At 61.7% G+C, this 21,792-nt stretch carries 19 protein-coding genes; 11 read left to right on the top strand and 8 right to left on the bottom strand.

The window, feature by feature from the left end; translation table 11 throughout:
* Window positions 1–13: 13 nt before the first annotated feature.
* A complete protein-coding gene (locus EA795_RS13010) occupies window positions 14–1,192 on the top strand; it encodes a vWA domain-containing protein (protein WP_122077738.1) in 1,179 nt (392 codons plus the stop codon).
* Window positions 1,193–1,271: 79 nt separating this feature from the next.
* Complete coding sequence (locus tag EA795_RS13005) at window positions 1,272–1,718, top strand: hypothetical protein (RefSeq protein WP_058076007.1); 447 nt, start codon at window positions 1,272–1,274, stop codon at window positions 1,716–1,718.
* Between the two features lie 71 nt (window positions 1,719–1,789).
* Here the strand turns inward: EA795_RS13005 and EA795_RS13000 are convergent, their stop codons facing one another.
* Genes EA795_RS13000 through EA795_RS12990 form a run of 3 tightly spaced genes read right to left on the bottom strand, consistent with a single transcriptional unit; the run spans window position 1,790 to window position 3,605 of the window.
* Window positions 1,790–2,308 (bottom strand): DUF2937 family protein, encoded by a 519-nt coding sequence (locus EA795_RS13000; protein ID WP_122077736.1) that lies wholly within the window; start codon window positions 2,306–2,308, stop codon window positions 1,790–1,792.
* Window positions 2,302–3,084 carry a class II glutamine amidotransferase gene (locus EA795_RS12995; RefSeq protein ID WP_014852552.1) on the bottom strand — a complete coding sequence of 261 codons (783 nt, stop codon included), beginning with the start codon at window positions 3,082–3,084 and terminating at the stop codon, window positions 2,302–2,304. The genes EA795_RS13000 and EA795_RS12995 overlap by 7 nt, the downstream gene beginning before the upstream one ends.
* A gap of 56 nt (window positions 3,085–3,140) precedes the next feature.
* Window positions 3,141–3,605, bottom strand: a complete 465-nt coding sequence (locus EA795_RS12990; protein WP_058077635.1) for a hypothetical protein — start codon at window positions 3,603–3,605, stop codon at window positions 3,141–3,143.
* Between the two features lie 209 nt (window positions 3,606–3,814).
* On the opposite strand from EA795_RS12990, the gene EA795_RS12985 reads away from it, so the two are divergent.
* On the top strand, window positions 3,815–4,255 hold the full coding sequence (locus EA795_RS12985; protein WP_014852550.1) for a universal stress protein: 441 nt from the start codon (window positions 3,815–3,817) through the stop codon (window positions 4,253–4,255).
* 142 nt (window positions 4,256–4,397) lie between these two features.
* Here the strand turns inward: EA795_RS12985 and EA795_RS12980 are convergent, their stop codons facing one another.
* Both EA795_RS12980 and EA795_RS12975 read right to left on the bottom strand, forming a co-directional pair.
* Window positions 4,398–5,090, bottom strand: coding sequence for a DUF6901 family protein (locus EA795_RS12980; protein ID WP_014852549.1), 693 nt, complete (start codon window positions 5,088–5,090; stop codon window positions 4,398–4,400).
* Window positions 5,091–5,265: 175 nt separating this feature from the next.
* Window positions 5,266–7,173, bottom strand: a complete 1,908-nt coding sequence (locus EA795_RS12975) for an ATP-binding cassette domain-containing protein (RefSeq protein WP_122077734.1) — start codon at window positions 7,171–7,173, stop codon at window positions 5,266–5,268.
* Between the two features lie 267 nt (window positions 7,174–7,440).
* Here EA795_RS12975 and EA795_RS12970 point away from each other — a divergent pair, with 267 nt between their 5' ends.
* Window positions 7,441–9,369 (top strand): transglycosylase SLT domain-containing protein, encoded by a 1,929-nt coding sequence (locus tag EA795_RS12970; RefSeq protein ID WP_122077732.1) that lies wholly within the window; start codon window positions 7,441–7,443, stop codon window positions 9,367–9,369.
* A gap of 15 nt (window positions 9,370–9,384) precedes the next feature.
* Here the strand turns inward: EA795_RS12970 and EA795_RS12965 are convergent, their stop codons facing one another.
* The 3 genes from EA795_RS12965 to yegS all read right to left on the bottom strand — a co-directional run bounded on the left by EA795_RS12965 (window position 9,385) and on the right by yegS (window position 12,396).
* Complete coding sequence (locus EA795_RS12965; RefSeq protein ID WP_122077730.1) at window positions 9,385–10,188, bottom strand: MOSC domain-containing protein; 804 nt, start codon at window positions 10,186–10,188, stop codon at window positions 9,385–9,387.
* An 18-nt stretch (window positions 10,189–10,206) separates the two neighbouring features.
* Entirely contained in the window at window positions 10,207–11,139 is a 933-nt protein-coding gene (locus EA795_RS12960) for a chemotaxis protein CheV (protein WP_014852545.1), read from the bottom strand.
* A gap of 348 nt (window positions 11,140–11,487) precedes the next feature.
* On the bottom strand, window positions 11,488–12,396 hold the full coding sequence (yegS, locus tag EA795_RS12955) for a lipid kinase YegS (RefSeq protein WP_014852544.1): 909 nt from the start codon (window positions 12,394–12,396) through the stop codon (window positions 11,488–11,490).
* Window positions 12,397–12,839: 443 nt separating this feature from the next.
* Here yegS and EA795_RS12950 point away from each other — a divergent pair, with 443 nt between their 5' ends.
* From EA795_RS12950 to EA795_RS12920, 7 genes are all read left to right on the top strand, one after another.
* Entirely contained in the window at window positions 12,840–14,276 is a 1,437-nt protein-coding gene (locus EA795_RS12950; protein ID WP_014852543.1) for an undecaprenyl-phosphate glucose phosphotransferase, read from the top strand.
* Window positions 14,277–14,491: 215 nt separating this feature from the next.
* Entirely contained in the window at window positions 14,492–14,929 is a 438-nt protein-coding gene (locus EA795_RS12945) for a low molecular weight protein-tyrosine-phosphatase (protein WP_122077728.1), read from the top strand.
* A gap of 15 nt (window positions 14,930–14,944) precedes the next feature.
* Entirely contained in the window at window positions 14,945–17,155 is a 2,211-nt protein-coding gene (locus EA795_RS12940; protein ID WP_014852541.1) for a polysaccharide biosynthesis tyrosine autokinase, read from the top strand.
* Window positions 17,156–17,359: 204 nt separating this feature from the next.
* Window positions 17,360–18,355, top strand: coding sequence for a glycoside hydrolase family 5 protein (locus tag EA795_RS12935; RefSeq protein ID WP_122077807.1), 996 nt, complete (start codon window positions 17,360–17,362; stop codon window positions 18,353–18,355).
* Between the two features lie 268 nt (window positions 18,356–18,623).
* Window positions 18,624–19,877, top strand: a complete 1,254-nt coding sequence (locus tag EA795_RS12930) for a hypothetical protein (RefSeq protein ID WP_014852539.1) — start codon at window positions 18,624–18,626, stop codon at window positions 19,875–19,877.
* Entirely contained in the window at window positions 19,837–20,715 is an 879-nt protein-coding gene (locus tag EA795_RS12925; protein WP_065983880.1) for a glycosyltransferase family 2 protein, read from the top strand. Before EA795_RS12930 ends, EA795_RS12925 begins: the two co-directional genes overlap by 41 nt.
* Entirely contained in the window at window positions 20,705–21,472 is a 768-nt protein-coding gene (locus tag EA795_RS12920) for a WecB/TagA/CpsF family glycosyltransferase (RefSeq protein WP_122077726.1), read from the top strand. Before EA795_RS12925 ends, EA795_RS12920 begins: the two co-directional genes overlap by 11 nt.
* The last annotated feature ends 320 nt before the right edge of the window (window positions 21,473–21,792 follow it).

Genomic DNA, 21,792 nt, shown 5'->3' with positions numbered 1-21,792 from the left:
CAGAGGTTCTGCAATGCTGCTTGGCCTGTTCAATGAAATGCGCGCCGCCAAGGTACCGGTGTCGGTGCGCGAACTGCTCGACCTGATCGATGCGCTGAAGCACCGCGTGGTATTCGCCGATATGGACGAGTTCTACTATCTGGCGCGCACCGTGATGGTCAAGGACGAACGCCACTTCGACAAGTTCGACCGGGCCTTCGGCGCCTACTTCAATGGCCTGCAGAGCCTCGACCAGCATCTGGAGGCGCTGATTCCCGAGGAATGGCTGCGCAAGGAGTTCGAGCGCAGCCTGAGCGACGAGGAGCGCGCGCAGATCCAGTCCCTGGGCGGCCTCGACAAGCTGATCGAGGAATTCAAGAAACGCCTGGAAGAACAGAAGGAACGCCACGCCGGCGGCAACAAGTGGATCGGCACCGGCGGCACCAGCCCGTTCGGTTCCGGCGGCTACAACCCCGAGGGCATTCGCATCGGCGATGCCGGCAAGCGCCAGGGCCGCGCGGTGAAGGTCTGGGACCAGCGCGAATACAAGAACCTCGACGACCAGGTCGAACTGGGTACGCGCAACATCAAGGTCGCCCTGCGCCGCCTGCGCAAGTTCGCCCGCCAGGGCGCCGCGGACGAGCTGGACATCGACGGCACCATCGACCACACCGCCCGCGATGCCGGCCTGCTCAACATCCAGATGCGCCCCGAGCGGCGCAACGCGGTGAAGCTGCTGATCCTGTTCGACATCGGCGGCTCGATGGACGCCCACGTCAAGGTCTGCGAGGAACTGTTCTCGGCCTGCAAGACCGAGTTCAAGCACCTGGAATACTTCTACTTCCACAACTTCATCTACGAATCGGTGTGGAAGAACAATTTCCGCCGCACCTCCGAGCGCACCTCGACGCTCGATTTGCTGCACAAGTACGGCCCGGACTACAAGGTGGTGTTCGTCGGCGACGCGGCGATGGCGCCCTATGAAGTCACCCAGCCGGGCGGCAGCGTTGAGCACTGGAACGAGGAAGCCGGCTACGTCTGGATGCAACGCTTCATGGAGAAGTACAAGAAGCTCATCTGGATCAACCCCTATCCCAAGGACACCTGGGGCTATACGACTTCCACCGGCATCATCCGCGAACTGGTGGAAGACCGCATGTATCCGCTGACCCTGAGCGGGCTGGAAGAAGGCATGCGTTTTCTGGCAAAGTAACGCCTTTCATAAACGAGGGAGGGAACCCGAAATGGATAGCCGTGCCACGCGTTCCAGAACTCAGTCTGGAGCCGCTTTCATGAAAGTAAAACCAATTCTCACTTTCGCCCTTTCCTTGGGGATGCTTTCCAGCGCGCACGCTGGTATCTATGCCGACGACCTCAGCCGTTGCCTGGTCGGCGCAACGACATCGACCGACAAAACCGAGCTCATACGGTGGGTGTTCGCCACTGCCAGCGAGCATCCATCAGTTTCCGATATTTCCAGCGTAACGTCCGCACAGCGTGAGCAGATGGATTATTCGATCGCCATGCTGTTTGAGCGTTTGCTGACCGGAGATTGTCTGGAGCAGACGCAGAACGCGCTTCAATACGAAGGTGTCAGCGCCATGCAGAAAGGGTTCGAGGTTCTGGGACAAGTTGCTATGACCGGACTGATGTCCGATTCAAAGGTCAGCCAGGCCTTCAGTCGTTTCGGCAAACATCTGGACGCCTCGAAGTTCGAGACGCTCATCCGCAGGAACTGAACGATTAAAATCAAGCCGCACGGCCAGCAGAACTGGTCGTCGGCAACTTGAATGCTAACTGGCGGCTGAACTTAGCGATACAGCCTGCGCCCATGCCGCCGCTTCGAGCGAAACGGATAATTCAACGCCAGCAGCAGGCTTTCCACCAACCAGGCCAGCGCCAGCGCGCAGCCGATGCCCCAGGCGATGGCCTCCGGCGCCAGCAGTACCTGGAAGCGGTAGCCGCTCCATACTTCGCCACGCAGGCGGGGCTCCCCGGCGAATGCCACGTGCCATGCCCGTGCGTACCAGGGTCGCTGCATGGCCTGCCATTCGCGCTCGAGCAGACGGGCACGCTCGACCAGCACACTCACGCTTTGTGCATCACTCTGGAAGACCGGGTCTTCGCTGGTGCGGTAATGCTCCACCAGCACATCGAGGTCGCCATGAAAGAAACGCCGAGCGGTTTCCTGGAAGCCCTGCAGCCCCTGCTGCGCCTCCAGTCGGCGCGCCTCGACGTGCTGGGCATAGGCCTCGATGAAGCCTGGCACCTGCACGCCAACCAGCAGCCCCAGGGCGAACAGGGTCAGCCGCAGATAGCTTCTCAGCATGTTTCCACCTGCCCGCGGGCAACGCATTCACCCAGGCGCCACAAGGTCCATTCGCCGGGCTGATGAACGATCCATTCCTCGTTATCGGTCAATGGCTCGGTGGCGAGCACGGTCACCACATCGTCAGGCGTCGTTTCAGCCTGAAAATCAACCGTCAGGTCGGCATCCTTCAATTGCGCGGGTCCGAAGGGTGCACGGCGGGTGATCTGCGCCAGCTTGGTCGAGCAGAAACTGAACAACCACTCGCCGTTGCTCAGCAGGCAGTTGAACACGCCCCGAGCACGATAGCCGGCGCAGGCCTCGAGCAGGCGCGGCAGCAGGTCCTCGGCATCGACGCGTTCGGGAAAATCAGTGCGCACGCGGTTGAGCAGATCGCAGAAGGCGGCTTCGCTGTCGGTATCGCCCACCGGCTGGTAGAACCCCCGTGCCGGACTGAAATCGGCGAGCTGGCCGTTATGGGCGAAGCACCAGTGCTGTCCCCAGAGTTCGCGGACGAAGGGATGGGTATTGACCAGCGCCACCTTGCCGACATTGGCATGGCGGATATGGCCGATCACCACTTCGCTCTTGATCAGATAGCGCTGGAGCATCTTCGCCACTTCCGACTCGCAGCTGGCCACCGGGTCCTGGAACAGGCGCAGCCCGCGGCCCTCGTAGAAGGCGATACCCCAGCCATCCTTGTGCGGCCCGGTCCGCCCACCGCGCTGCATCAGCCCGGTGAAGCTGAAGTGAATGTCGGTCGGTACGTTGGCGCTCATGCCGAGCAGCTCACACATGCTCTATATCCCTCGCATCTTGGTGGCACATGGCAGCCCCGGACGGCCTGGAACGGCTACAGCCGCGGTTCGATTCTGCTGGGGTAGCGAACGGATGGGTACTCATCATCGTCCTCGTCATCCCGGAGCCGTTCACGCAACGTACGTGTGTCTTCATCGACCGCTTGCGCGCGACGCTGGCGGATACGGCGCTCGATGGGCCAGCGGATCGCGACCAGCAGCGCATAGAGTGCAAACGCAATCAGCCCGTAGAGGGCCAGGTCCGCCACGGCCCGCCAGGCATTGGTGCCTACCTTGAACAGCAAGTCCAGCGCAGTGATGGCAATCGAGGGTGCGAACAGCTCCCTGGCGGGATCGACGATGGTCGGGCTCAGCAGCAACACCGCGACGATCAGCCGCAAGGGCTCGCGCAGGGCACGCCACAGCGGACGGGTGATCCGAAACCACACCAGCAGGCAACCCAGCGCCGCAAATCCGTAGGCAGCCCAGGCGAGCAGGTAATCATTGGCAAATATCAACATGACGATCTCTTGGCAAACCGGCCGAGTCACCGGCGACAACGACGGCCATGATAGCAGTCACCGGCCATTTCCCGGCAGTCGCTGGTGAGCCGGCGCTGGTCATCGCTCGATCGACGCCGTATAAATCTCATCCGGTTACAGCTTCATCCCTTACGCAGGCTCGGCAAGAAGCCATACTTATCCAACCGATAACCTCCAGGAGAGTCATCATGACCTACCAGCACATTCTGGTCGCCATCGACCTGACCAGTGAATGTCATCCGGTCGTCGCACGGGCGCAGGCGCTGGCCGCCGCCAGCGGAGCCAGGCTGGCCCTGGTGCATATCATCGAACCCATGGCCATGGCGTTCGGTGGCGACGTGCCCATGGATCTGTCGCTGCTGCAGCAACAGCAGTTCGACCAGGCTCGCGAGCGTATGGATGGTTTTGCCGATCAGTATCCCGGTCTGACCAGCGAACAGCGCCACCTCGCCTACGGCCAGCCTCGTCAGGAGGTACACCGTCTGGCCCGTGAACAGGGTTGCGACCTGATCGTCGTGGGCAGCCATGGTCGCCATGGCCTGGCCTTGCTACTCGGATCGACCGCGAACGACATCCTGCACGGTGCACCTTGCGATGTACTGGCCGTGCGCCTGGCAAAACCGGAGTAACGGATTCGATGCTGGAACCGGTGCCGGGGCCTGTTTGAACGGGCTTTAGCGTTCCCGAGTCAGTTTGGAGGCGCTATGTAAAAGCGCCCCTCACCCCAGCCCTCTCCCCCTGAGGGAGAGGGAGGAATCGAGAATTCCTGGTTCAGGCTATTTCCCGCTCTTCGCCCGCGCTCATTACCAGCGGGCGAATTTTCTGCAGTTGGGTCTCCAGCGAACAGGTCAGGCTGGATGCCATCGAGAAGAACGTCAGGAAGGCCTTGAGGTTCGAGTCGGCGTGGCAGGTGCCGTGAATACGCTGCCAGAACGCCTGATTGACCAGTTGCAGTTGCTGGAACGAACGCACCAGCCCACGCAGTTCCCAGTCGGCATGGCGCCCTTCACGCAGGTTGAAATACTGCCGCGCCAGGTACAGCGACACCGTGCGCAGCACGAACTCATGATTGTTGGCGAACGGCAGATGCTGCTTGGCCATGGGCTTGAGCCGGCTGAGCAACGGGCAGGCACTGGTCGCCATGATCACCCCCAGCAGCGCCCGCAGGCCTTCGTCGAGGCCGACCAGCTTGTTGTACTCACGCTCCGGCGTGCGTACCCAGACCTGGGCCTTCTTCACCGCGGGCAAACCCTGAAAATCCTCGATCACGCGGTGCAGATCGACCGCCGCCGGGCAGTGGCTGAACTGATCGCGGCTGAGGGGGCAATTGTTGCATTGCTGGTATTCCAGCCGGGTCCACTTCGGTGCCTGTGCGGCACCTTCGTGATCAAAGGCACGGTCCAGCTCGATCCGGTAGCTGAACTCATGCTCATCGTCCAGGGTGATGCGATATTCGATAGCCATTAACACTCCAGCATGACTGTTGATGCCGACATCAGACTACGCGTCCACCCGGGTCGTATTGATCCATCTCAGGAGGACGCCTGCCAAGTCATAGCCCGGCAGTTCGATATCGGCTCTTCCCTTCCAGCAACTCTCGCACCCACCGGTAGCAATCAGCCCGAGACGGGCCTTTCGCCTACTCCTCCAACTCGGCCCAACGCTCCAGCAACTGATCGAGCTCCTGCTGCAGCGATTCCAGGCGCGATATCGTTTCGCCAGTAACCGCGGCAGTCTGCTGATAGAACGCCGGCTGCGCAATTTCCGCTTGCAACGCCGCGATGTTTTTTTCGACTGCGTCTATTTTTCCGGGCAGCGCTTCGAGTTCTCGCTGCAGCTTGTAGCTGAGCTTCTTCTTCGGCGCTGCCGGCTCGGCCAATGCAGGCGCCTCCACCGGCTTGGTCGGTGCAGCTTCCACCTTGGTTTCCTTGGCATCGGCAACACCGAGCAGCTTTGCCGAGCCGCCCTGACGCAGCCAGTCCTGATAACCGCCGACATATTCACGCACCAGGCCGTTGCCTTCGAACACCAGGGTGCTGGTCACCACGTTGTCCAGGAACGCCCGGTCGTGGCTGACCATCAATACCGTTCCCGGGAAGCCGAGCAGCACTTCTTCGAGCAGTTCGAGCGTCTCCACGTCCAGGTCATTGGTGGGTTCGTCGAGCACCAGCAGGTTGGCGGGTTTGCTGAACAGCTTGGCCAGCAACAACCGTGCCCGCTCACCGCCAGACAGCGCCTTCACAGGTGTCCGGGCGCGTTGCGGGCTGAACAGGAAGTCCCCCAGATAGCTCAGCACATGCCGGTTCTGGCCATCGATGGTGATGAAGTCACGGCCCTCGGCGACGTTGTCGACCACGGTCTTTTCCAGTTCGAGCTGGTGACGCAGCTGGTCGAAATACGCCACTTCCAGCCGGGTGCCAGCCTCGACCCTGCCGCTGCTCGGTTGCAGCTCACCGAGCAGCAGCTTGAGCAGCGTGGTCTTGCCGGTACCGTTGGCCCCCAGCAGACCGATGCGGTCGCCGCGCTGGATAACCAACGAGAAGTCACGCACCAGCGGCTCGCCACCCGCGTGAGCGAAGGTCACGTGCTCGGCTACGATCACCTGCTTGCCGGACTTTTCCGCCGTTTCCACCTGGAAAGTCGCCCTGCCCTGCTTTTCCCGACGCTCGCTGCGCTCGGCACGCAGGGCCTTCAACGCCCTCACGCGGCCTTCGTTGCGGGTGCGACGGGCCTTGATGCCCTGGCGAATCCACACTTCTTCCTGGGCCAGCTTCTTGTCGAACAGCGCGTTGGCGGTTTCCTCGGCCGCCATCTGCTGCTCCTTGTGCACCAGAAAGCTGGCGTAGTCGCCGTTCCAGTCGATCAGATAGCCGCGGTCCAGCTCCAGAATGCGTGTGGCCAGGTTCTGCAGGAATGCACGGTCGTGGGTGATGAACAATACGGCGCCGTTGAAGCCGGTCAGCGCCTCCTCGAGCCAGGCGATGGCACCGATGTCCAGGTGGTTGGTCGGCTCGTCCAGCAGCAGCAGGTCCGGTTCCGAAACCAGCGCCTGGGCCAGCAGCACGCGCCGCCGCCAGCCGCCGGACAGCTCGGCGAGCGTCTTGTCGGCCGGCAGTTGCAGCCGGCTCAGGGTGCTGTCCACCAGTTGCTGCAGGCGCCAACCATCCTTGGCTTCGAGCGCTTGCTGAACGTGCATGAGCTTGTCCAGATCGGCATCGTCGCGGATGTTCTGACTCAGGTGGTGATACTCGGCAAGCAGTTGCCCGACCCCATCCAGCCCCTCGGCTACCACGTCGAACACGGTACGATCGTCGGCCCGGGGCAATTCCTGTGGCAATTCGCCGATCTTCAGTCCTGGCGCACGCCAGATATCCCCGTCGTCGGGCAACTGGCTGCCCTTGACCAGGCTCAGCATGCTGGACTTGCCGGTGCCATTACGGCCGATGATGCAAACCCGCTCACCTCGCGCAATCTGCCAGGACACGCCATCGAGCAAGGGATGAGCGCCATAGGCGAGGGACACATCGGTCAATTTGAGCAGGGTCATGGCTACCTCCGGGAAACAGGGCGCGCATTCTAGCAGGCTGTGCGGAAACTACCTGCCGGCCTGAAAAAGACCTGACTATCCGGCCCGATCCGATACCCGCTTCACAATGGTTAATGCTGCCTCTTCACGTGCTCGCCGCCCTGCCGAAGCTACGCTCGTCGGAAGATTCGCTTTGTTTGTTTCAAGTCGCGAATCCTCGTTTAACTGGCCGATTGGCCGGGCTAAGCTAGCCGCAGAATTTCTCTGCCTCCCGTTTTCGGAAGTCTCATGCGCGGTCGACTCTCCAGTATCTGTTTCTGCTTCCTGTTCACTGCCTTTGCCGTCCAAACCGCCCAAGCCGCCAGCCTCGCCCAGCAGCGTCAGTACTATGACGAAGCCAAGCAGGCGCTGGCTCGTGGCGACAGCGGCCCGTATCGCCGATATGCCAATGCGCTGCGCGATTACCCACTCGAGCCCTATCTGGCTTACGACGACCTGACGGCACGGCTCAAGACCGCCAGCAACGCCGAGGTGGAGAAATTTCTCGCCGAACACGGCGATCTGCCCCAAGCCAGCTGGATGAAATTGCGCTGGCTGCGCCTGCTGGCTGCCCGGGGCGACTGGAAGCCCTTCGTCGAGCACTACGATCCGGCCATGAATTTCACCGAACTGGACTGTCTGTTTGGCCGCTATCAACTGGAAAACGGCTATCCGCAGCAGGGCTACGCCACCGCCGAGCGCCTCTGGCTGGTCGGCAAATCCCAGCATGAGGCCTGTGATCCGCTGTTCGAGCGCTGGACGGCAGCGGGCCAGCTCAGCGAAGAACTGCGCTGGCAACGGACCAAGCTTGCCGTCGAAAGCGGCAATTACGGGTTGGCCAGCTTCCTGGCGAAGAACCTGCCCACATTGAAGTCCCAGGGCGAACTGCTGGTCGACGTCGCCCAGAAGCCGCAGATGCTGAGCAACCCCGCGCGCTTCGCGCCCGCCACTTCGACCATGGGCGATATCGTTGCCGTTGGCCTGCGCCGACTCGCCCGCCAGGACCCCGAGCAGGCGCTCGGGCTGCTGGAGAGCTACGCCAGACGGATGTCGTTTTCCGATGACGAGAAAGTCGCGATCGCCCGGCAGATCGGCCTGACCTTCGCCAAGCGTGCCGATGCCCGCGCACTGCAGGTGATGGCGGACTACGATCCGCAGTTGCGCGACAACACGGTCAGCGAATGGCGCGCCCGGCTGCTGTTGCGCCTGGGTCGCTGGGACGAAGCCCATGCGCTGACCCAGCGCTTTCCCGAGGAGCTGGCCAGCAGCAGCCGCTGGCGCTACTGGCAGGCACGCAGCCTGCAGCTCGCCCAGCCCAAGAGCGAGAAAGCAGCGCAGCTCTACCAATCGGTGGCGGCGGAGCGCGACTTCTACGGTTTTCTGTCCGCCGATCGCATTCAGGCACCCTACCGACTCAATCACCAGCCGCTGGCGATCGCCCCGCGGGTAATGCAGAAGGTGCGCAACACGGCGGGCATCCGCCGCGCGATGGAGTTTCACGCACGAGGCCAGATCGTCGACGGGCGCCGCGAGTGGTACCACGTCAGCCGCCTGTTCAGCCGCGACGAACTGGTCGCCCAGGCACAGCTGGCTTACGAGATGGAGTGGTATTTCCCGGCGATTCGCACCATCAGCCAGGCGAAGTACTGGGACGACCTGGACATCCGCTTTCCCATGGCGCACCGCAACAGCCTGGTCAGCGCCGCCAAGGCACGTGACCTCCACCCCAGCTGGGTATTCGCCGTGACTCGCCAGGAAAGCGCCTTCATGGCCGACGCACGCTCCCATGTGGGCGCCACCGGCCTGATGCAGCTGATGCCCGCCACAGCCAAGGAAACCGCCAAGCGTTTCAATATTCCCTTTTCGTCACAGCAACAGCTGCTTAATCCCGGTGTGAACGTGCAGCTGGGCGCGGCCTATCTCAGCCAGATCTACGCCCAGTTCAACGGCAACCGCGTGCTCGCCTCCGCTGCGTACAACGCCGGCCCGGGGCGGGTTCGCCAGTGGCTGCGCGATGCCCGGCACCTTTCCTTCGACGTCTGGGTGGAGAACATCCCGTTCGATGAAACGCGTCAGTACGTGCAGAACGTGCTGGCGTATTCGGTGATCTACGGCCAGAAGCTCAACGCACCACAGCCGCTGGTGGAGTGGCACGAACGCTACTTCGAGATGCAATGAGAGGAGGCGCGCCGGTCACTCCAGCACTTCGACCGGCATGCCTTCGTCCAGGGTACCGGTGCTTTCGGCAATCAGGTTCTGGCCGAAGAACACGCCATCCTTGTCCCGGCGATAGCGCAACAGTGTCGCCAGCGGCTCCTGATCGGGGCTGCGCTCGGCGCTGGAAGGATCGATGGTGGGAATCGCGCAACGCGAACAGGGCTTGACCACGCGAAAATCGATGGTGCCGATGCGGATACGCTTCCAGCTGTCCTCGGCATAAGGCGCGCTGCCGGCGACCACCAGGCTCGGCCGGAAACGCAGCATCTCCAGTGGCCTGCCGATTCTCACGCACAGATCGTCCAGCGACGACTGGCCGATCAGCAGAAACGGAAAGCCATCGGTGAAGGCCGTGCGCTCACCATCCGCGGCGAATTCCCGGTCGATCTGGATGGCCTCGGATTCCGGCAGATATACCAGGCGGGTCTCGCGGCCGAGGAAGCGGCTCAGCCATTCGGCCGCACGATCGCCACAGTCCGGTACGCGCAACGCTTCGCGCCAGATGAAGGTCCCACGCAATGGCGCCGAGGGTTCAGGCACCTCGACCTCCAGTTCGGGCATTCCAGGGGCGGTCAATCGCACCGCCCTCTCGTCCTGCCAACGCAGCTGCAACAATGCCATCCTCGGCAGCGCGCGCTGCGTCAGGAAGCGGCCCGAAGCCGCATCGACCGCCATCCAGCGGCGGTCGCCATGCAACCCGAGCGGTCCACACCAGCCCTGGTCGAGTCGCTCACCAGCACCGGACTTGAGGGGATAGCGATACAGTGCGGAAAGATGCATGGCGTGCTCGACTTCGGCTCAGTTGGATTCGTCTTGTAGCAGACGATCGCGAATCACATCGACCAGTTTTTCCGGCTGGAACTTGGACAGGAAGTTGTCGCAACCGACCTTCTGCACCATCGCCAGGTTGAAGCTGCCCGAAAGCGAGGTATGCAGCACCACGTAGAGGTCCTTCAGGCGCGGGTCGTTGCGTATCTCGGTGGTCAGCCGATAGCCGTCCATTTCCGGCATCTCGGCATCGGTGAACACCATCAGCAGGCGGTCGGTCAGCACCTCACCGGCGTCGGCCCAGGCCTTGAGCCGGTTCAGCCCTTTCAGCCCGTCGCTCGCGGTATGCACAGTGATATCCAGCTGGCTCAGGGTTTCGCGCAGCTGCGCCAGCGCAACGACCGAGTCGTCGACGCAGAGCACTTCGCGACCACGGGCGCGTTCGAGGATCGGATCGGCCAGGGTTTCGGCAGAGATACTGGTGTCGTAGGGGACGATTTCGGCCAGCACCTTCTCCACGTCGATGACTTCCACCAGTTGCTCGTCCACCTTGGTGATGGCGGTGAGGTAGTGCTGGCGACCGGCCGTGCTGGGTGGCGGCAGCACCTCCTCCCAGTTGAGGTTGAGGATGCGGTCGACGCCGCCCACCAGGAACGCCTGAACCGAACGGTTGTACTCGGTCACGATGATGGTGCTGCGCTCATCCGGTACCAGCGGCCGCAGCCCGATGGCGCGCGACAGGTCGATCACCGGCAGCGTCTGCCCACGCAGATTCACCACGCCACAGACCGAAGGATGGCGGTGCGGCATCAGGGTCATCTTCGGCAGTTGAACGACTTCCTGCACCTTGAACACGTTGATGGCGAATTTTTGCCGGCCCGAGAGGCCGAACATCAGGATTTCCAGGCGATTCTGCCCTACCAACCGGGTACGTTGGTCGACCGAATCAAGCATGCTGGCCATAGCGGCTCCTTGTGAATGACGAATACCGGGATATCGGCAGCAACCATGGGTCCTTTATCGGGCAGAGCAAACTAAATGTCGAGGGAGCCCTTGCAGAATGAAACTGTGCCCTCCGCAGCTGAAGCGCCACAGGACGAGCCCGATCTGTAGGAGCGAGCTTGCTCGCGATTCAAGCGTAAAGCTTCGCCAGCAAGCTGGCTCCTACATGGGAGAGCGCCGCCCTCGGCGCGCAGCTCTTGGCTTTGCTGGCAGGTCTCCGGCCTGCATTCGCTGCGAGGGCGCGCCCACACAAGGGGCTCGCCTCCCAACGGAATTCGTACATGTAAGCGGAGCACGCGTCTCACCGACTCAACGATCAGGCACGCCACTCAGCATCGGGCAATCAGCGGGCAGATGCAGGCGAAGCGCCTTGGGGCGCGCGGCGAAGCGCATCTTCTGTGTCGCAGCCGGTTCGCCATCGAGATTGATATCGATGACTTCTGGCGCCTCGACTTCCAGCCAGGCCAGGCGAGTAGTCACCGCCACGGTGTCGACACCGAGCAGACCACCGCTGAGCAGCGTGCCCAGGGTTCCAACCGTATCTTCCGCTGCCGGAACGATGCAGACGTCCAGCAGGCCGTCGTCCACCAGCGCATGCGGACACAATTCCTGCCCTCCGCCGGCCCGGCGCCCGTTGCCGATGCCCAGCGCCAGAAATTCACCCTCCCAGGAGAAGCCCGGCCCGTGAAACCGACCGCGTGCCGAACCTAGCTCGGCGAAGCGACTCAACCCGGTCAGCAGGTAGGCGCCACCGCCGAGCATTCGCTTGAGTTCTTCCGAGGTATTGGCGGTGACCTTGGAGCCGAAGCCGCCGGTGGCCATGTTGAGAAAAGGCTGGCCGTCCATCTCGCCGACATCCACCGCCACCGCTGGCTGTTCCAGCAACATGAGGGCTTCATAGGGTTCAAGAGGAATACCGGCGGCGCGTGCGAAGTCATTGGCGGTCCCCAGCGGCATGATCGCCAGATCGGCTTGGGCTCCGCTGTCCAGCAGTGCCTTCGCCACCTCCTGCAGGGTACCGTCGCCACCACCGGCAATCAGCGTTCGATAGCCGGCGGCGAGCGCCTCGGACACCAGGCGCTGTGCATCGCCGGCCTCCCAGGTGACCCGTACCGCCAGTTCCTTTCCGGCTTCACGCCAACGGGCCACCGCCGCCCGTACTTCTTCGTTGAGCGCCTGTTTGCCGTGCAGGATCAATAGAGCACCGGTTTCCGTCATGAGCATCGCTTCCCTTTCAGATTCGGCTGTTGAGACCGCGCCCAAGCGGGAAAAGTCTTGGCAGCTGCCAGGCGGCGTTTCGCGGCGCCTGGCCCGCCTCTATTGCGCAAGCTCTGGCGCAGTCACGAACGATAGGAGAGGCGCTCTGGAACGACTTAACCCGCTCGATTCGCACAGCAACCGCTGGTCCGAATCATCGAGCCGACCGTCAATTCGATCTCATCGCAACAACAAATAAAACCATACAAATCAATTGGTTAATAAGCGCATTTAATCCTCCGCCATTTTTACAGCACTTTGACGACCGGCAATGAACTCATTTCTCGGGGCAGGGTCGGAGGATTTGTCTGGTTGAAGGCTGCGATAGCGGCCTGCCATCAAAACCGCGGATAGCGGCGATCAAATCGAGTTGAGCTAGCAATAGCCGTAGGAAGGAGCCTTGTATGCGCTTACAGTCCGTTGGAACCCTTGAATACGCCCATCCCAGTTTCGTCGGTTACTTCCTCGCCAGCGTGCGCCTGATCCATGGATTGACGGCCGTACTGCCCGGCTTCCTGCTGCTGATGTTCATGCCATGGAACCTGCCGGCAGGCGGCGGCACCTTCAGTACCTTCCTGGTCTTCTTCGGCGTGATCAGCGTCGTCATCTTCCACTCGGTCGGCATCTACAACGAGGAAGTCTTCAGCACCCTGCTGCGCTTTCGCGCCATGCTGGTGGCCTGGGCCGCGGCCTTCAGCCTGCTGGTCTTCATGCATCAGGGCCTGGGCATGTTCAGCTACCTCGAAGCCAAACACCTGGTTTTCTGGTTCGCCACCAGCACCGTGCTGTTCGGCGCCGAGCGGCTGATGATGCTGTCGCTGTTTCGCCGGCTGATGGCCAAGGGCGTGTTCCTGCAGAACGCAGTGATCCTGGGTGGCACCGACAACGGCATCCGCGTTGCCGAATACCTGGCCAACCATCGCGACATTCGCACCGGCGTCATGGGCTTCATCGACGACCGCCTGGAGCGCTTGCCCAAGACCCTGGCCGAGCTGCCTCTGCTGGGCAACACCCGCGATCTGGAACAGATGATCCGCGAGGAAAAAGTCACCCAGGTGCTGGTCGCGCTGCCCTGGTTCGCCGACAGCCGCATCGGCCAGGTGATCGACGAACTGCGCAAGCTGCCGGTCAATGTCCTGCTGGTGCCGGACATGGTCGCCTTCCGCCATGCCAACAAGCGCATCACCGAAGTCGGCGGTCTGCCGACGCTGATCGCCTCGGATATTCCGCTTCGCGGCTGGTCGCCGATGTTCAAGCGCATCGAAGACATCGTCCTGTCGAGCCTGGCGCTGTTGGCTGCCGCCCCGCTGATGCTGCTCGTCGCGCTGGCGATCAAGCTCGACTCGCCTGGCCCGGTCCTGTTCCGCCAGAAGCGTTATGGCTACAACAATCGGCTGATCGAAGTATTCAAGTTCCGCTCGATGTATCACGAGAAATCGGACGCCAACGCCGATCGCCAGACTACCCGTGGCGACGACCGCATCACCCGCGTCGGACGCTTCATCCGCAAGACCAGCCTGGACGAGCTGCCACAGCTGCTCAACGTGTTCCTCGGCAGCATGTCGATGGTCGGCCCCCGGCCACACGCCACCGCCACCAAGGCTGCCGGCGTGCTGTTCGAAGATGCCGTGTCCGAATACTCAGCGCGCCATCGGGTCAAACCGGGCATCACCGGCTGGGCGCAGATCAACGGCTATCGCGGTGAAACCGACACCCTGGAAAAGATCGAGAAGCGCGTCGAGTACGACCTCGACTACATCGAACGCTGGTCGGTCTGGTTCGACATCTACATCCTCCTGCGCACCGTTCCGGCGCTGCTGTTCAACAAGGATGTGTACTGACGGCCAGACGTATCGCCGGGCAGCGCGCCCGGCCCGCCAGCACGCCTTATCGACGCGAATTACTGCGAACGCAGCAGGAATGAACTAATGAAACGCCCCGATATCAGATTTGCGTTCGACGGATCGCATAGGGCCTACCCCGTGCATTACACATCGCCAAGCGCCCCTTTCACGCTGCACCACGGCGCGCGACGAAACGGCAACAGACCCTGACCATGTTCAACAACATCTTGATCATCTGTGTGGGCAACGTCTGCCGAAGTCCGGTTGCCGAAGTCCTGCTCACCCAAAAGCTCCAGGGAACGAACCGCTCGATCAGTTCGGCGGGGATCGGTGCCCTGGTTGGAAACCCCATGGACAAAACCGCCCACGAAGTCCTGCAGGAAAACGGCCTGGAATGCCTCGGTCATCGGGCGCGCCAGGTCGACAGCGAGCTGCTTCACCAGGCCGACCTGATCCTTGCCATGGAGCAGGGACACATTCAGCACCTGCGGCAGATCGCACCCGAGGTACACGGCAAAACCTTCCTCATGGGCAAATGGCTGGACGACATCGAAATACCGGATCCATACCGTCAGTCCAGACCTGCCTTCGAACATGTTCACAGCCTTCTGACGCAATCCGTCGAAAGCTGGCTTCCTTACCTGAAATAAGAAGAAGGAACTTCAATGACCACCATGCCCCGCCCTATCTATGAAGCCAAAGAGGACAAGGACATTGACCTGGCCCACCTCTTCGACACCTTCATCAACAACCGCCTGCTGATCCTTGCCATCACCGGATTCTTCACGGCCCTGGGCATCGCCTACGCGCTGCTGGCCACGCCGGTCTACATGGCCAGCGCGATGATCCAGATCGAGCCGAAGAACGGCTTGCCCAGCCTGTCCGACGTGGTCAACGCGACACCCGCGGTATCCCCGGCACAGACCGAGATATCCCTGCTCAAGTCGCGCTCCGTGGTCGGCGGCGCGGTGGAAAGCCTGAACCTGGACATCAACATCCAGCCGCATTACTTCCCGCTGATCGGCGGCTTCATGGCGCGCCGCTTCGAGCCCTCCGAGGAAGGCGAACTCGGCTGGTATCCGGCCGGTTTCGGCTCCTACGCCTGGGGTGGCGAACAGCTGAAGATCACCCAGTTGAGCGTCCCGGAGAACATGCACAGCGAAGAGTTGACGCTCGAAGCGCTGGATACCAACGGCTTCATCCTGCGTGATCCCGACGGCGAAGTCGTGGTCCAGGGGCCGGTCGGCGAAGAGATGGTGATGGGCGACTACAGCATCACCGTCTCCGAGCTCGTCGCACGCCCGGGTACCACCTTCAGCGTGATCAAGAGCCGCACCTACAACACCACCGAGGACTACCAGAACCGTCTGGCCGCCGGTGAGCGCGGCAAGCAGTCGGGCATCATCAACGTCACCCTCGAAGATCCGGACCCGGCCAAGGCGATTCTGGTGCTCGAGGAAGTCGCCCAGCGCTACGTCGACCAGAACGTCGCCCGCAATGCCGCCGAAGCGACCAAGAGCCTGGAATTCCTCAGCGAGCAGGTGCCCGCGGTGCGCAAGAAGCTGGACGCCGCACAGACCGCGCTGAACAAGTACCAGACCGGCAACCGCTCCGTGGACATCAGCGCCGAGACCCAGTCCGTGCTCGACCGTATCGTCGACCTGGAGAAGCAGATCTCCGAGCAGAACCTCAAGCGCACCGAAATGGAACGGCGCTTCACCCGCCAGCACCCCAACTTCCAGGCGTTGATCAACCAGATCAATCAGTTGCAGGGCCAGAAGGAAGAGCTGGAGAAGCAGATCGGCACCCTGCCCTCCACCCAGCAGGAACTGCTGCGTCTGACGCGTGACGTGGAAGTGGCGTCGGAAACCTACGCGATGCTGCTGAACAAGACCCAGGAACTGGACATCATCCGCGCGGGCACCGTCGGCAACGTGCAGATCATCGACCACGCCGCGGCGGACATCGAGAATCCGGTCAAGCCCAACAAGCCGTTGATCGTCATCGCCGCCATGCTGCTCGGCGGCATCCTCGCGGTGGCCTTCGTCTATGTGCGCGAGGCGCTCAAGCGTGGCGTCGAGAACCCGGAAGACATCGAGCGCGTGGGTATTCCGGTCTATGCGGCGATCCCCTTCAGCGAAAAACAGGGCTTGCTGGAAAAGCGCCTGGCCAACTTCAAGCGCGACAAGAGCAGCGCCTCCTACCTGCTGGCGATCAACGACCCGGCCGACCTGGCGACCGAGGCCATGCGCAGCCTGCGCACCAGCCTGCACTTCGCCATGATCGAGGCCAAGAACAACATCCTGATGATCACCGGCCCCAGCCCCATGGTGGGCAAGTCGTTCGTCACCACCAACCTGGCCGCGGTCATCGCGCAATCCGGCAAGAAGGTCCTGCTGGTAGATGCCGACATGCGCAAGGGCTACCTGCACAAGGTGATGCGCTGCCAGAGCGAAAAGGGCCTGTCGGACATTCTTTCCGGCCGCATCACCCTGTTCGACGCCATCCAGAAAACCCAGCTGAACAACCTGCACGTGATCGCCCACGGCCAGCTGCCGCCGAACCCTTCGGAGCTGCTGATGCACGAGAACTTCTCGCGCTTCGTCAAGGAAATCAGCGGCATGTACGACCTGGTGATCTTCGATACACCGCCGATCCTCGCCGTGACAGACGCCGCACTGGTCGGCGGCCAGGCCGGGACCACGCTGATGGTCACCCGCTACGGCATCAACGGCGTCAAGGAGATCGAATTCGCCAAACGCCGTCTGGAGCAGAACGGCCTGCTGGTCAAGGGCGTGATCTTCAACGCCGTGGAACGCAAGGCTTCGACCTACAGCGAATACGGTTACTACCAGTACGAGTACCAGAGCAAGTAATGGCCAGCCGGCGGAAGGATTCGCCGGCTTCGCGGCCCGCCTGGCAATCCGCCCGTACCGATCCGCGATGATCCGGTTGCCGATCGCTCATGTCCGCCATGAGCCGGCAACCGCCGACCATTCGCTCACGTCATCGAAGGTAACCCTGTGAAGAGTCTTTCCCTCCGGCATTTCGTTCGTGCCGCCCGGCTCGGGCTCGTGGCCATGCTTGCCGCCTCCCAGCTGGCCGCCGCGTCGGACGAACAACCGGGTATCGATCTGATCGGCGTCAATCTGTCGGGCGCCGGCTTCGCGCCGCACGTGGTGCCGGGCAAGGTCGGGCAGCACTACTTCTATCCCGAGAAGCAACACTTCGCGTACTACCGCGACAAGAACATTCGCCTGATTCGCTTCCCCTTTCTCTGGGAGCGAGTCCAGCACGACTTGTACAAGGGCCTGAATACCCAGCAGCTTCGCCTGCTGGAGCAGACCCTGGATCTGGCACAGGAGCATGGCCAGAAAGTCATTCTCGACATGCACAACTATGGTCGCTATCAGGGTGAGCTGATCGGCACGCGCAAAGTGCCCTACGAGGCCTATGCCAAGGTGTGGCGCAAGCTGGCCGAGCGCTTCAGGGACCACCCTGCCCTGCACGGCTACGACATCATGAACGAGCCCCACGGCACGGCCGGGCTCTGGCCGGGCGCGGCGCAGGCGGCGGTGAACGCCATCCGCGAGGTCGACAGCAAGACGCTGATCTTCGTCGAAGGCGATCGCTGGGCCAGCGCCTATCACTGGCCCAGCGCGAACGCCAATTTCCTGATCGACGACCCCACCGGCAATATCGTCTACGAAGCCCATCTCTACCTCGACGAGGACACCTCGGGTCGCTACCAGCGCGCCGACTATTCCGACGTGGATCCGATGCTCGGCGTCGAGCGGGCGCGACCCTTCGTCGAGTGGCTGAAGAAGCACGGCCAGAAAGGCTTCCTCGGCGAATACGGCGTGCCCGGCAACTCCGAGCCGTTGCTGGTGGCCATGAACAACCTGCTGGCCTACCTGAACGAGAACTGCATACCCAGCGCCTATTGGGCCGGCGGCCCTGGCTGGGGCGATTACGTCATGGCAATCGAGCCACGCGACGGCGAGGACCGTCCACAGATGCGTGTCCTCCAGCAGAACCTGAACAACGACTGTGCCGAATATGGCCCGCATTCCTGAACGCCGGATCCGATCGTCCGGAATGCGAACTGCCAGCCGCCTGCACGCAACACGCAGGCCCGGGCGTTGTCCAAGCGGGAGCTTCGTCCTGTGCGGCGAGGCAACAGTCGACCATCGCAGGCCCCTGGTGATCGAAGGGATCGTGAGCCACCGACGCTGCAGGGCTTCAGCGGATCGGCGGCCAGAGGCGGGAAGTTCCGAAGCAGCGCATCGGGCAGTCGATGCGGCGCCACGGAATCAAGGAACCAGTACCTAAGGACTCAGGTTGATGACCACTATCACTTCAAGATTCTTCTTTCTGCCCTTGCTGGTGCTGACGTTCGCACTGCACTTCTCGGTGTTTGGAGAAAGCCCGCACAACCCCTACGGCATCACCATGGTCAACGAGCTGTACCTGGCCATCTGCCTGTGCCTGACCGCCTTTCTGATCCTCGCCATGGCCGACGAAGCCTCTCGGGAAATCAGGATCCTGATGTACTACTGCCTCTACAGCACGGTGGTGTTCCTGGTGCTGCCTGCCGTATTCGCCTATTTCACCTATGGCCAGCCCATCGTCTATGGCCTCATCGAAGAACGCCGCATTCTTTTCTGCCTGGGTTTCGTGCCGCTGCTGCTGCTGTCCAAGCGGGTGTCCACGCTGCAGTTCGAGCGCGCCCTGATCTACGCCGCGCTGGTGGCGGCCTTCCTGTCCTGGTGCTTCAAGTTCGGAGTGATTCCCGATCTGCGCGACGAGGTTCGTTCGGACGACCGCCCGGATCGCTCCTCCATCGGCCCGTTCCTGATCTGTTTCGGCTACTTCTACTGCATCCAGATCTGGTCGAAGGGCAAATCGCCGATCAACGACGCCAAGCGAAACAGGAATCTCTATCTGGTCATCGCCGCGTTGCTGTTGCTGACGCTGGTGTTCGCCACCCAGACGCGCCAGCTGATCGTGCTCTGCCTCGCCTTCACCCTGTTCTGCCTGCGCGCGAAGGCCGTCATCTGGGCCGCATCCCTGTGCGTTCTGCTCTCGCCCTTCTATCTCTATCCCAGCCTGCTGGAAATGCTGGGGCTGAACATCGAGTTCTACGACAACGCGCTGGACGGCATTGAAGACGGTGTCCGCTCGACGACGGTCTCCATGATCTTCGATCATCTCAACCTGGTGAACTGGCTACCCAGCGGTTCGCTCTCGCTGATGTGGCAGGACGGTTTCATTCCCTACTTCGGCGAACACTTCTTCCTGTCCGATGTGGGCATCATCGGCACGCTGTTCCGCTTCGGGTTTCTGACCTTCCTCATCGTTCCGCTGTCGTTGCTCGTTTATCGGAACATCGCCCGCAACATCGGTACCGACATGCAATTCCTCTATTCGGTAATGCTGGCGCTGTTCGTCATCTGGCCACTCAACGGTCTCTTCGAATATGGCCAGCCGGTAATTGCCACGCTGTTCGTCATTCACGCAATGAAAGCACGTCACCTTCGCAGCCAGGAAAAAGTTCATGAACGTCGCACTTATTCTCAACTACAAAGCTGCTACTGAAACCATCAGCTGCGCAGAAAGCCTGCTGAAGCATTGTCCCACTCTCGACCATATCGTGGTGGTCGACAATGATTCGCAGGACGGTTCCGCCCAAGCCCTTCGACAATGGCATGCCGACCGCGCGCTGGACAAAGTGACCGTGCTGCTCAACCCGCAGAACAACGGTTATGCCGGCGGTAACAATTATGGGTTGCGCTGGGCGCTGGAAAACTTGTCGGCGACCCACTTCTGGATAGTCAACAACGACACCTACGTCGAGTCCGATGCATTCACGCCGTTGCTCGCGGCGCTGGAGGGAAACCCCCGGCAGTTCGTGGGCTCCGTGGTGCTGAGCGCCGACACCGGCCGGCTCGAGTGCTATGGCGGCGGCAAGCTCTACCCACTGTTCGGCAAGGCCCGTCTGCTGGGCAAGGAGTCGACGCTCGAGGCGATGGAACAGATGCGCGACAAGCCCGACTACCTGATGGGTTGCAGCCTCGCCTTCAGCGCTTCGCTGGTCCGGGAAGTCGGCATGATGGACGAAAGCTATTTCATGTATTCCGAGGAAGTGGACTGGCAGTTCCGGGCGAAACGCTTCGGCATCGGCATCCAGGTCATCCCGGACAGCCGCCTGTTCCATTACGGCTCGCTGAGCCTGGGCAATCGCTCGGCCTTCTACCACTACTACCGCAACCGTGCCGCCACCCGCTTCAACAAGCGCTTCTACGGCCCGGCGTTCGCATTCGCGTCCGCCTGTTTCCTGTCGGTGATCACTGTGATCAAGGAACGCAATAACCCCGGCCTCGCCTGGTCCGGCATCAAAGGCGCTTTCAAGGGAGTAGCGATGAGTGTCAAGTGATACGAATGAGGCATTTGGAGTCAGCTTCTATTCCGGCAGCAAGGCGGCCCTGCTCGCCTGCATCCGCGAGGCAGTGAAGCAGCCCTACTCCTTCGTGGTGACGCCTAACGTCGACCATCTGGCCCAACTGCAATACAACCACGAGCTGCGCGAGGCCTATGCCAAGGCACGCTGGCGGTTGTGCGACAGCCGGGTGCTGCTGCCGCTGCTGCATCGGCTCGGCGTGCATATCGAGGAAGTGATTCCCGGCAGCGATCTGACCATGGACCTGCTCGAATGGGCCAACGACGAAGGCCTGGGGCTGGTGCTGATCGGCGCCACGACCAGCGAATGCGAGAAGCTGCGCGCGCTCTATCCGCGCATCCAGCTCCACCACCACAACCCGCCGATGGGCTTCATCAACCGGCCCGAGGAGGTCCAGCGCTGTCTGCAGTTCATCCGTGAACATCCCTCGGAGCTGGTCTTCTACGCGGTCGGCGCGCCCCGCCAGGAGATCCTGGCCGCCGCGGTAAGCAGCCGTGACAGAACGGGGATGGGTTTCTGCATTGGCGCGTCGATTTCGTTCGCCACCGGCAGCATCAAGCGGGCCCCTAGATGGATGCAAATGAACAAGCTGGAATGGCTGCATCGCATGTTCTCGGAGCCGCGCAGATTGGCCAGGCGTTACCTCCATGACGCGCTGTTCATCGTTCCAGCCTACCTGCGCGAAAGGAGCGCCCGGCATCACAAACCCGACCCGGCCAAACAGGATTCATGAGCGGAAAATTGATCGTTTCCGCTTTTGAACCCAGATAAAGCGCGACGGTCTACCTCACTGTAATTATTTCGCTTCGATGGCATTTCAATATCGAATCGGGATAGCGGCGAAGTTTCCGTTAGTTCCAGGCCCAGAGAACCTGAAAACAACTAGCCACACTGACAACCCGGGAATTGGACGAAAGCGAATCTTCACTTCCCGGTTATAAGAACAACAAAAGGAGCGCTTATGGCTTTCATGAAAAATGGCGTACTGGAGATATCCGCTTAATGCTCACCGGTTGCATCGAAAAACGCGGTTTTATTTTCGTCGAACGCTCA

This window comes from Stutzerimonas nitrititolerans, from assembly GCF_003696285.1.
In the GTDB taxonomy this organism is placed as follows: Bacteria; Pseudomonadota; Gammaproteobacteria; order Pseudomonadales; family Pseudomonadaceae; genus Stutzerimonas; species Stutzerimonas nitrititolerans.
This window is presented reverse-complemented; position numbering and strand designations above follow the sequence as displayed.

Coding starts and splice junctions, on each gene's coding strand:
- EA795_RS13010 (WP_122077738.1), top strand. CDS start 14: ATGCTGCTTGGCCTGTTCAATGAAATGCGCGCCGCCAAGGTACCGGTG.
- EA795_RS13005 (WP_058076007.1), top strand. CDS start 1,272: ATGAAAGTAAAACCAATTCTCACTTTCGCCCTTTCCTTGGGGATGCTT.
- EA795_RS13000 (WP_122077736.1), bottom strand. CDS start 2,308: ATGCTGAGAAGCTATCTGCGGCTGACCCTGTTCGCCCTGGGGCTGCTG.
- EA795_RS12995 (WP_014852552.1), bottom strand. CDS start 3,084: ATGTGTGAGCTGCTCGGCATGAGCGCCAACGTACCGACCGACATTCAC.
- EA795_RS12990 (WP_058077635.1), bottom strand. CDS start 3,605: ATGTTGATATTTGCCAATGATTACCTGCTCGCCTGGGCTGCCTACGGA.
- EA795_RS12985 (WP_014852550.1), top strand. CDS start 3,815: ATGACCTACCAGCACATTCTGGTCGCCATCGACCTGACCAGTGAATGT.
- EA795_RS12980 (WP_014852549.1), bottom strand. CDS start 5,090: ATGGCTATCGAATATCGCATCACCCTGGACGATGAGCATGAGTTCAGC.
- EA795_RS12975 (WP_122077734.1), bottom strand. CDS start 7,173: ATGACCCTGCTCAAATTGACCGATGTGTCCCTCGCCTATGGCGCTCAT.
- EA795_RS12970 (WP_122077732.1), top strand. CDS start 7,441: ATGCGCGGTCGACTCTCCAGTATCTGTTTCTGCTTCCTGTTCACTGCC.
- EA795_RS12965 (WP_122077730.1), bottom strand. CDS start 10,188: ATGCATCTTTCCGCACTGTATCGCTATCCCCTCAAGTCCGGTGCTGGT.
- EA795_RS12960 (WP_014852545.1), bottom strand. CDS start 11,139: ATGGCCAGCATGCTTGATTCGGTCGACCAACGTACCCGGTTGGTAGGG.
- yegS (WP_014852544.1), bottom strand. CDS start 12,396: ATGACGGAAACCGGTGCTCTATTGATCCTGCACGGCAAACAGGCGCTC.
- EA795_RS12950 (WP_014852543.1), top strand. CDS start 12,840: ATGCGCTTACAGTCCGTTGGAACCCTTGAATACGCCCATCCCAGTTTC.
- EA795_RS12945 (WP_122077728.1), top strand. CDS start 14,492: ATGTTCAACAACATCTTGATCATCTGTGTGGGCAACGTCTGCCGAAGT.
- EA795_RS12940 (WP_014852541.1), top strand. CDS start 14,945: ATGACCACCATGCCCCGCCCTATCTATGAAGCCAAAGAGGACAAGGAC.
- EA795_RS12935 (WP_122077807.1), top strand. CDS start 17,360: ATGCTTGCCGCCTCCCAGCTGGCCGCCGCGTCGGACGAACAACCGGGT.
- EA795_RS12930 (WP_014852539.1), top strand. CDS start 18,624: ATGACCACTATCACTTCAAGATTCTTCTTTCTGCCCTTGCTGGTGCTG.
- EA795_RS12925 (WP_065983880.1), top strand. CDS start 19,837: ATGAACGTCGCACTTATTCTCAACTACAAAGCTGCTACTGAAACCATC.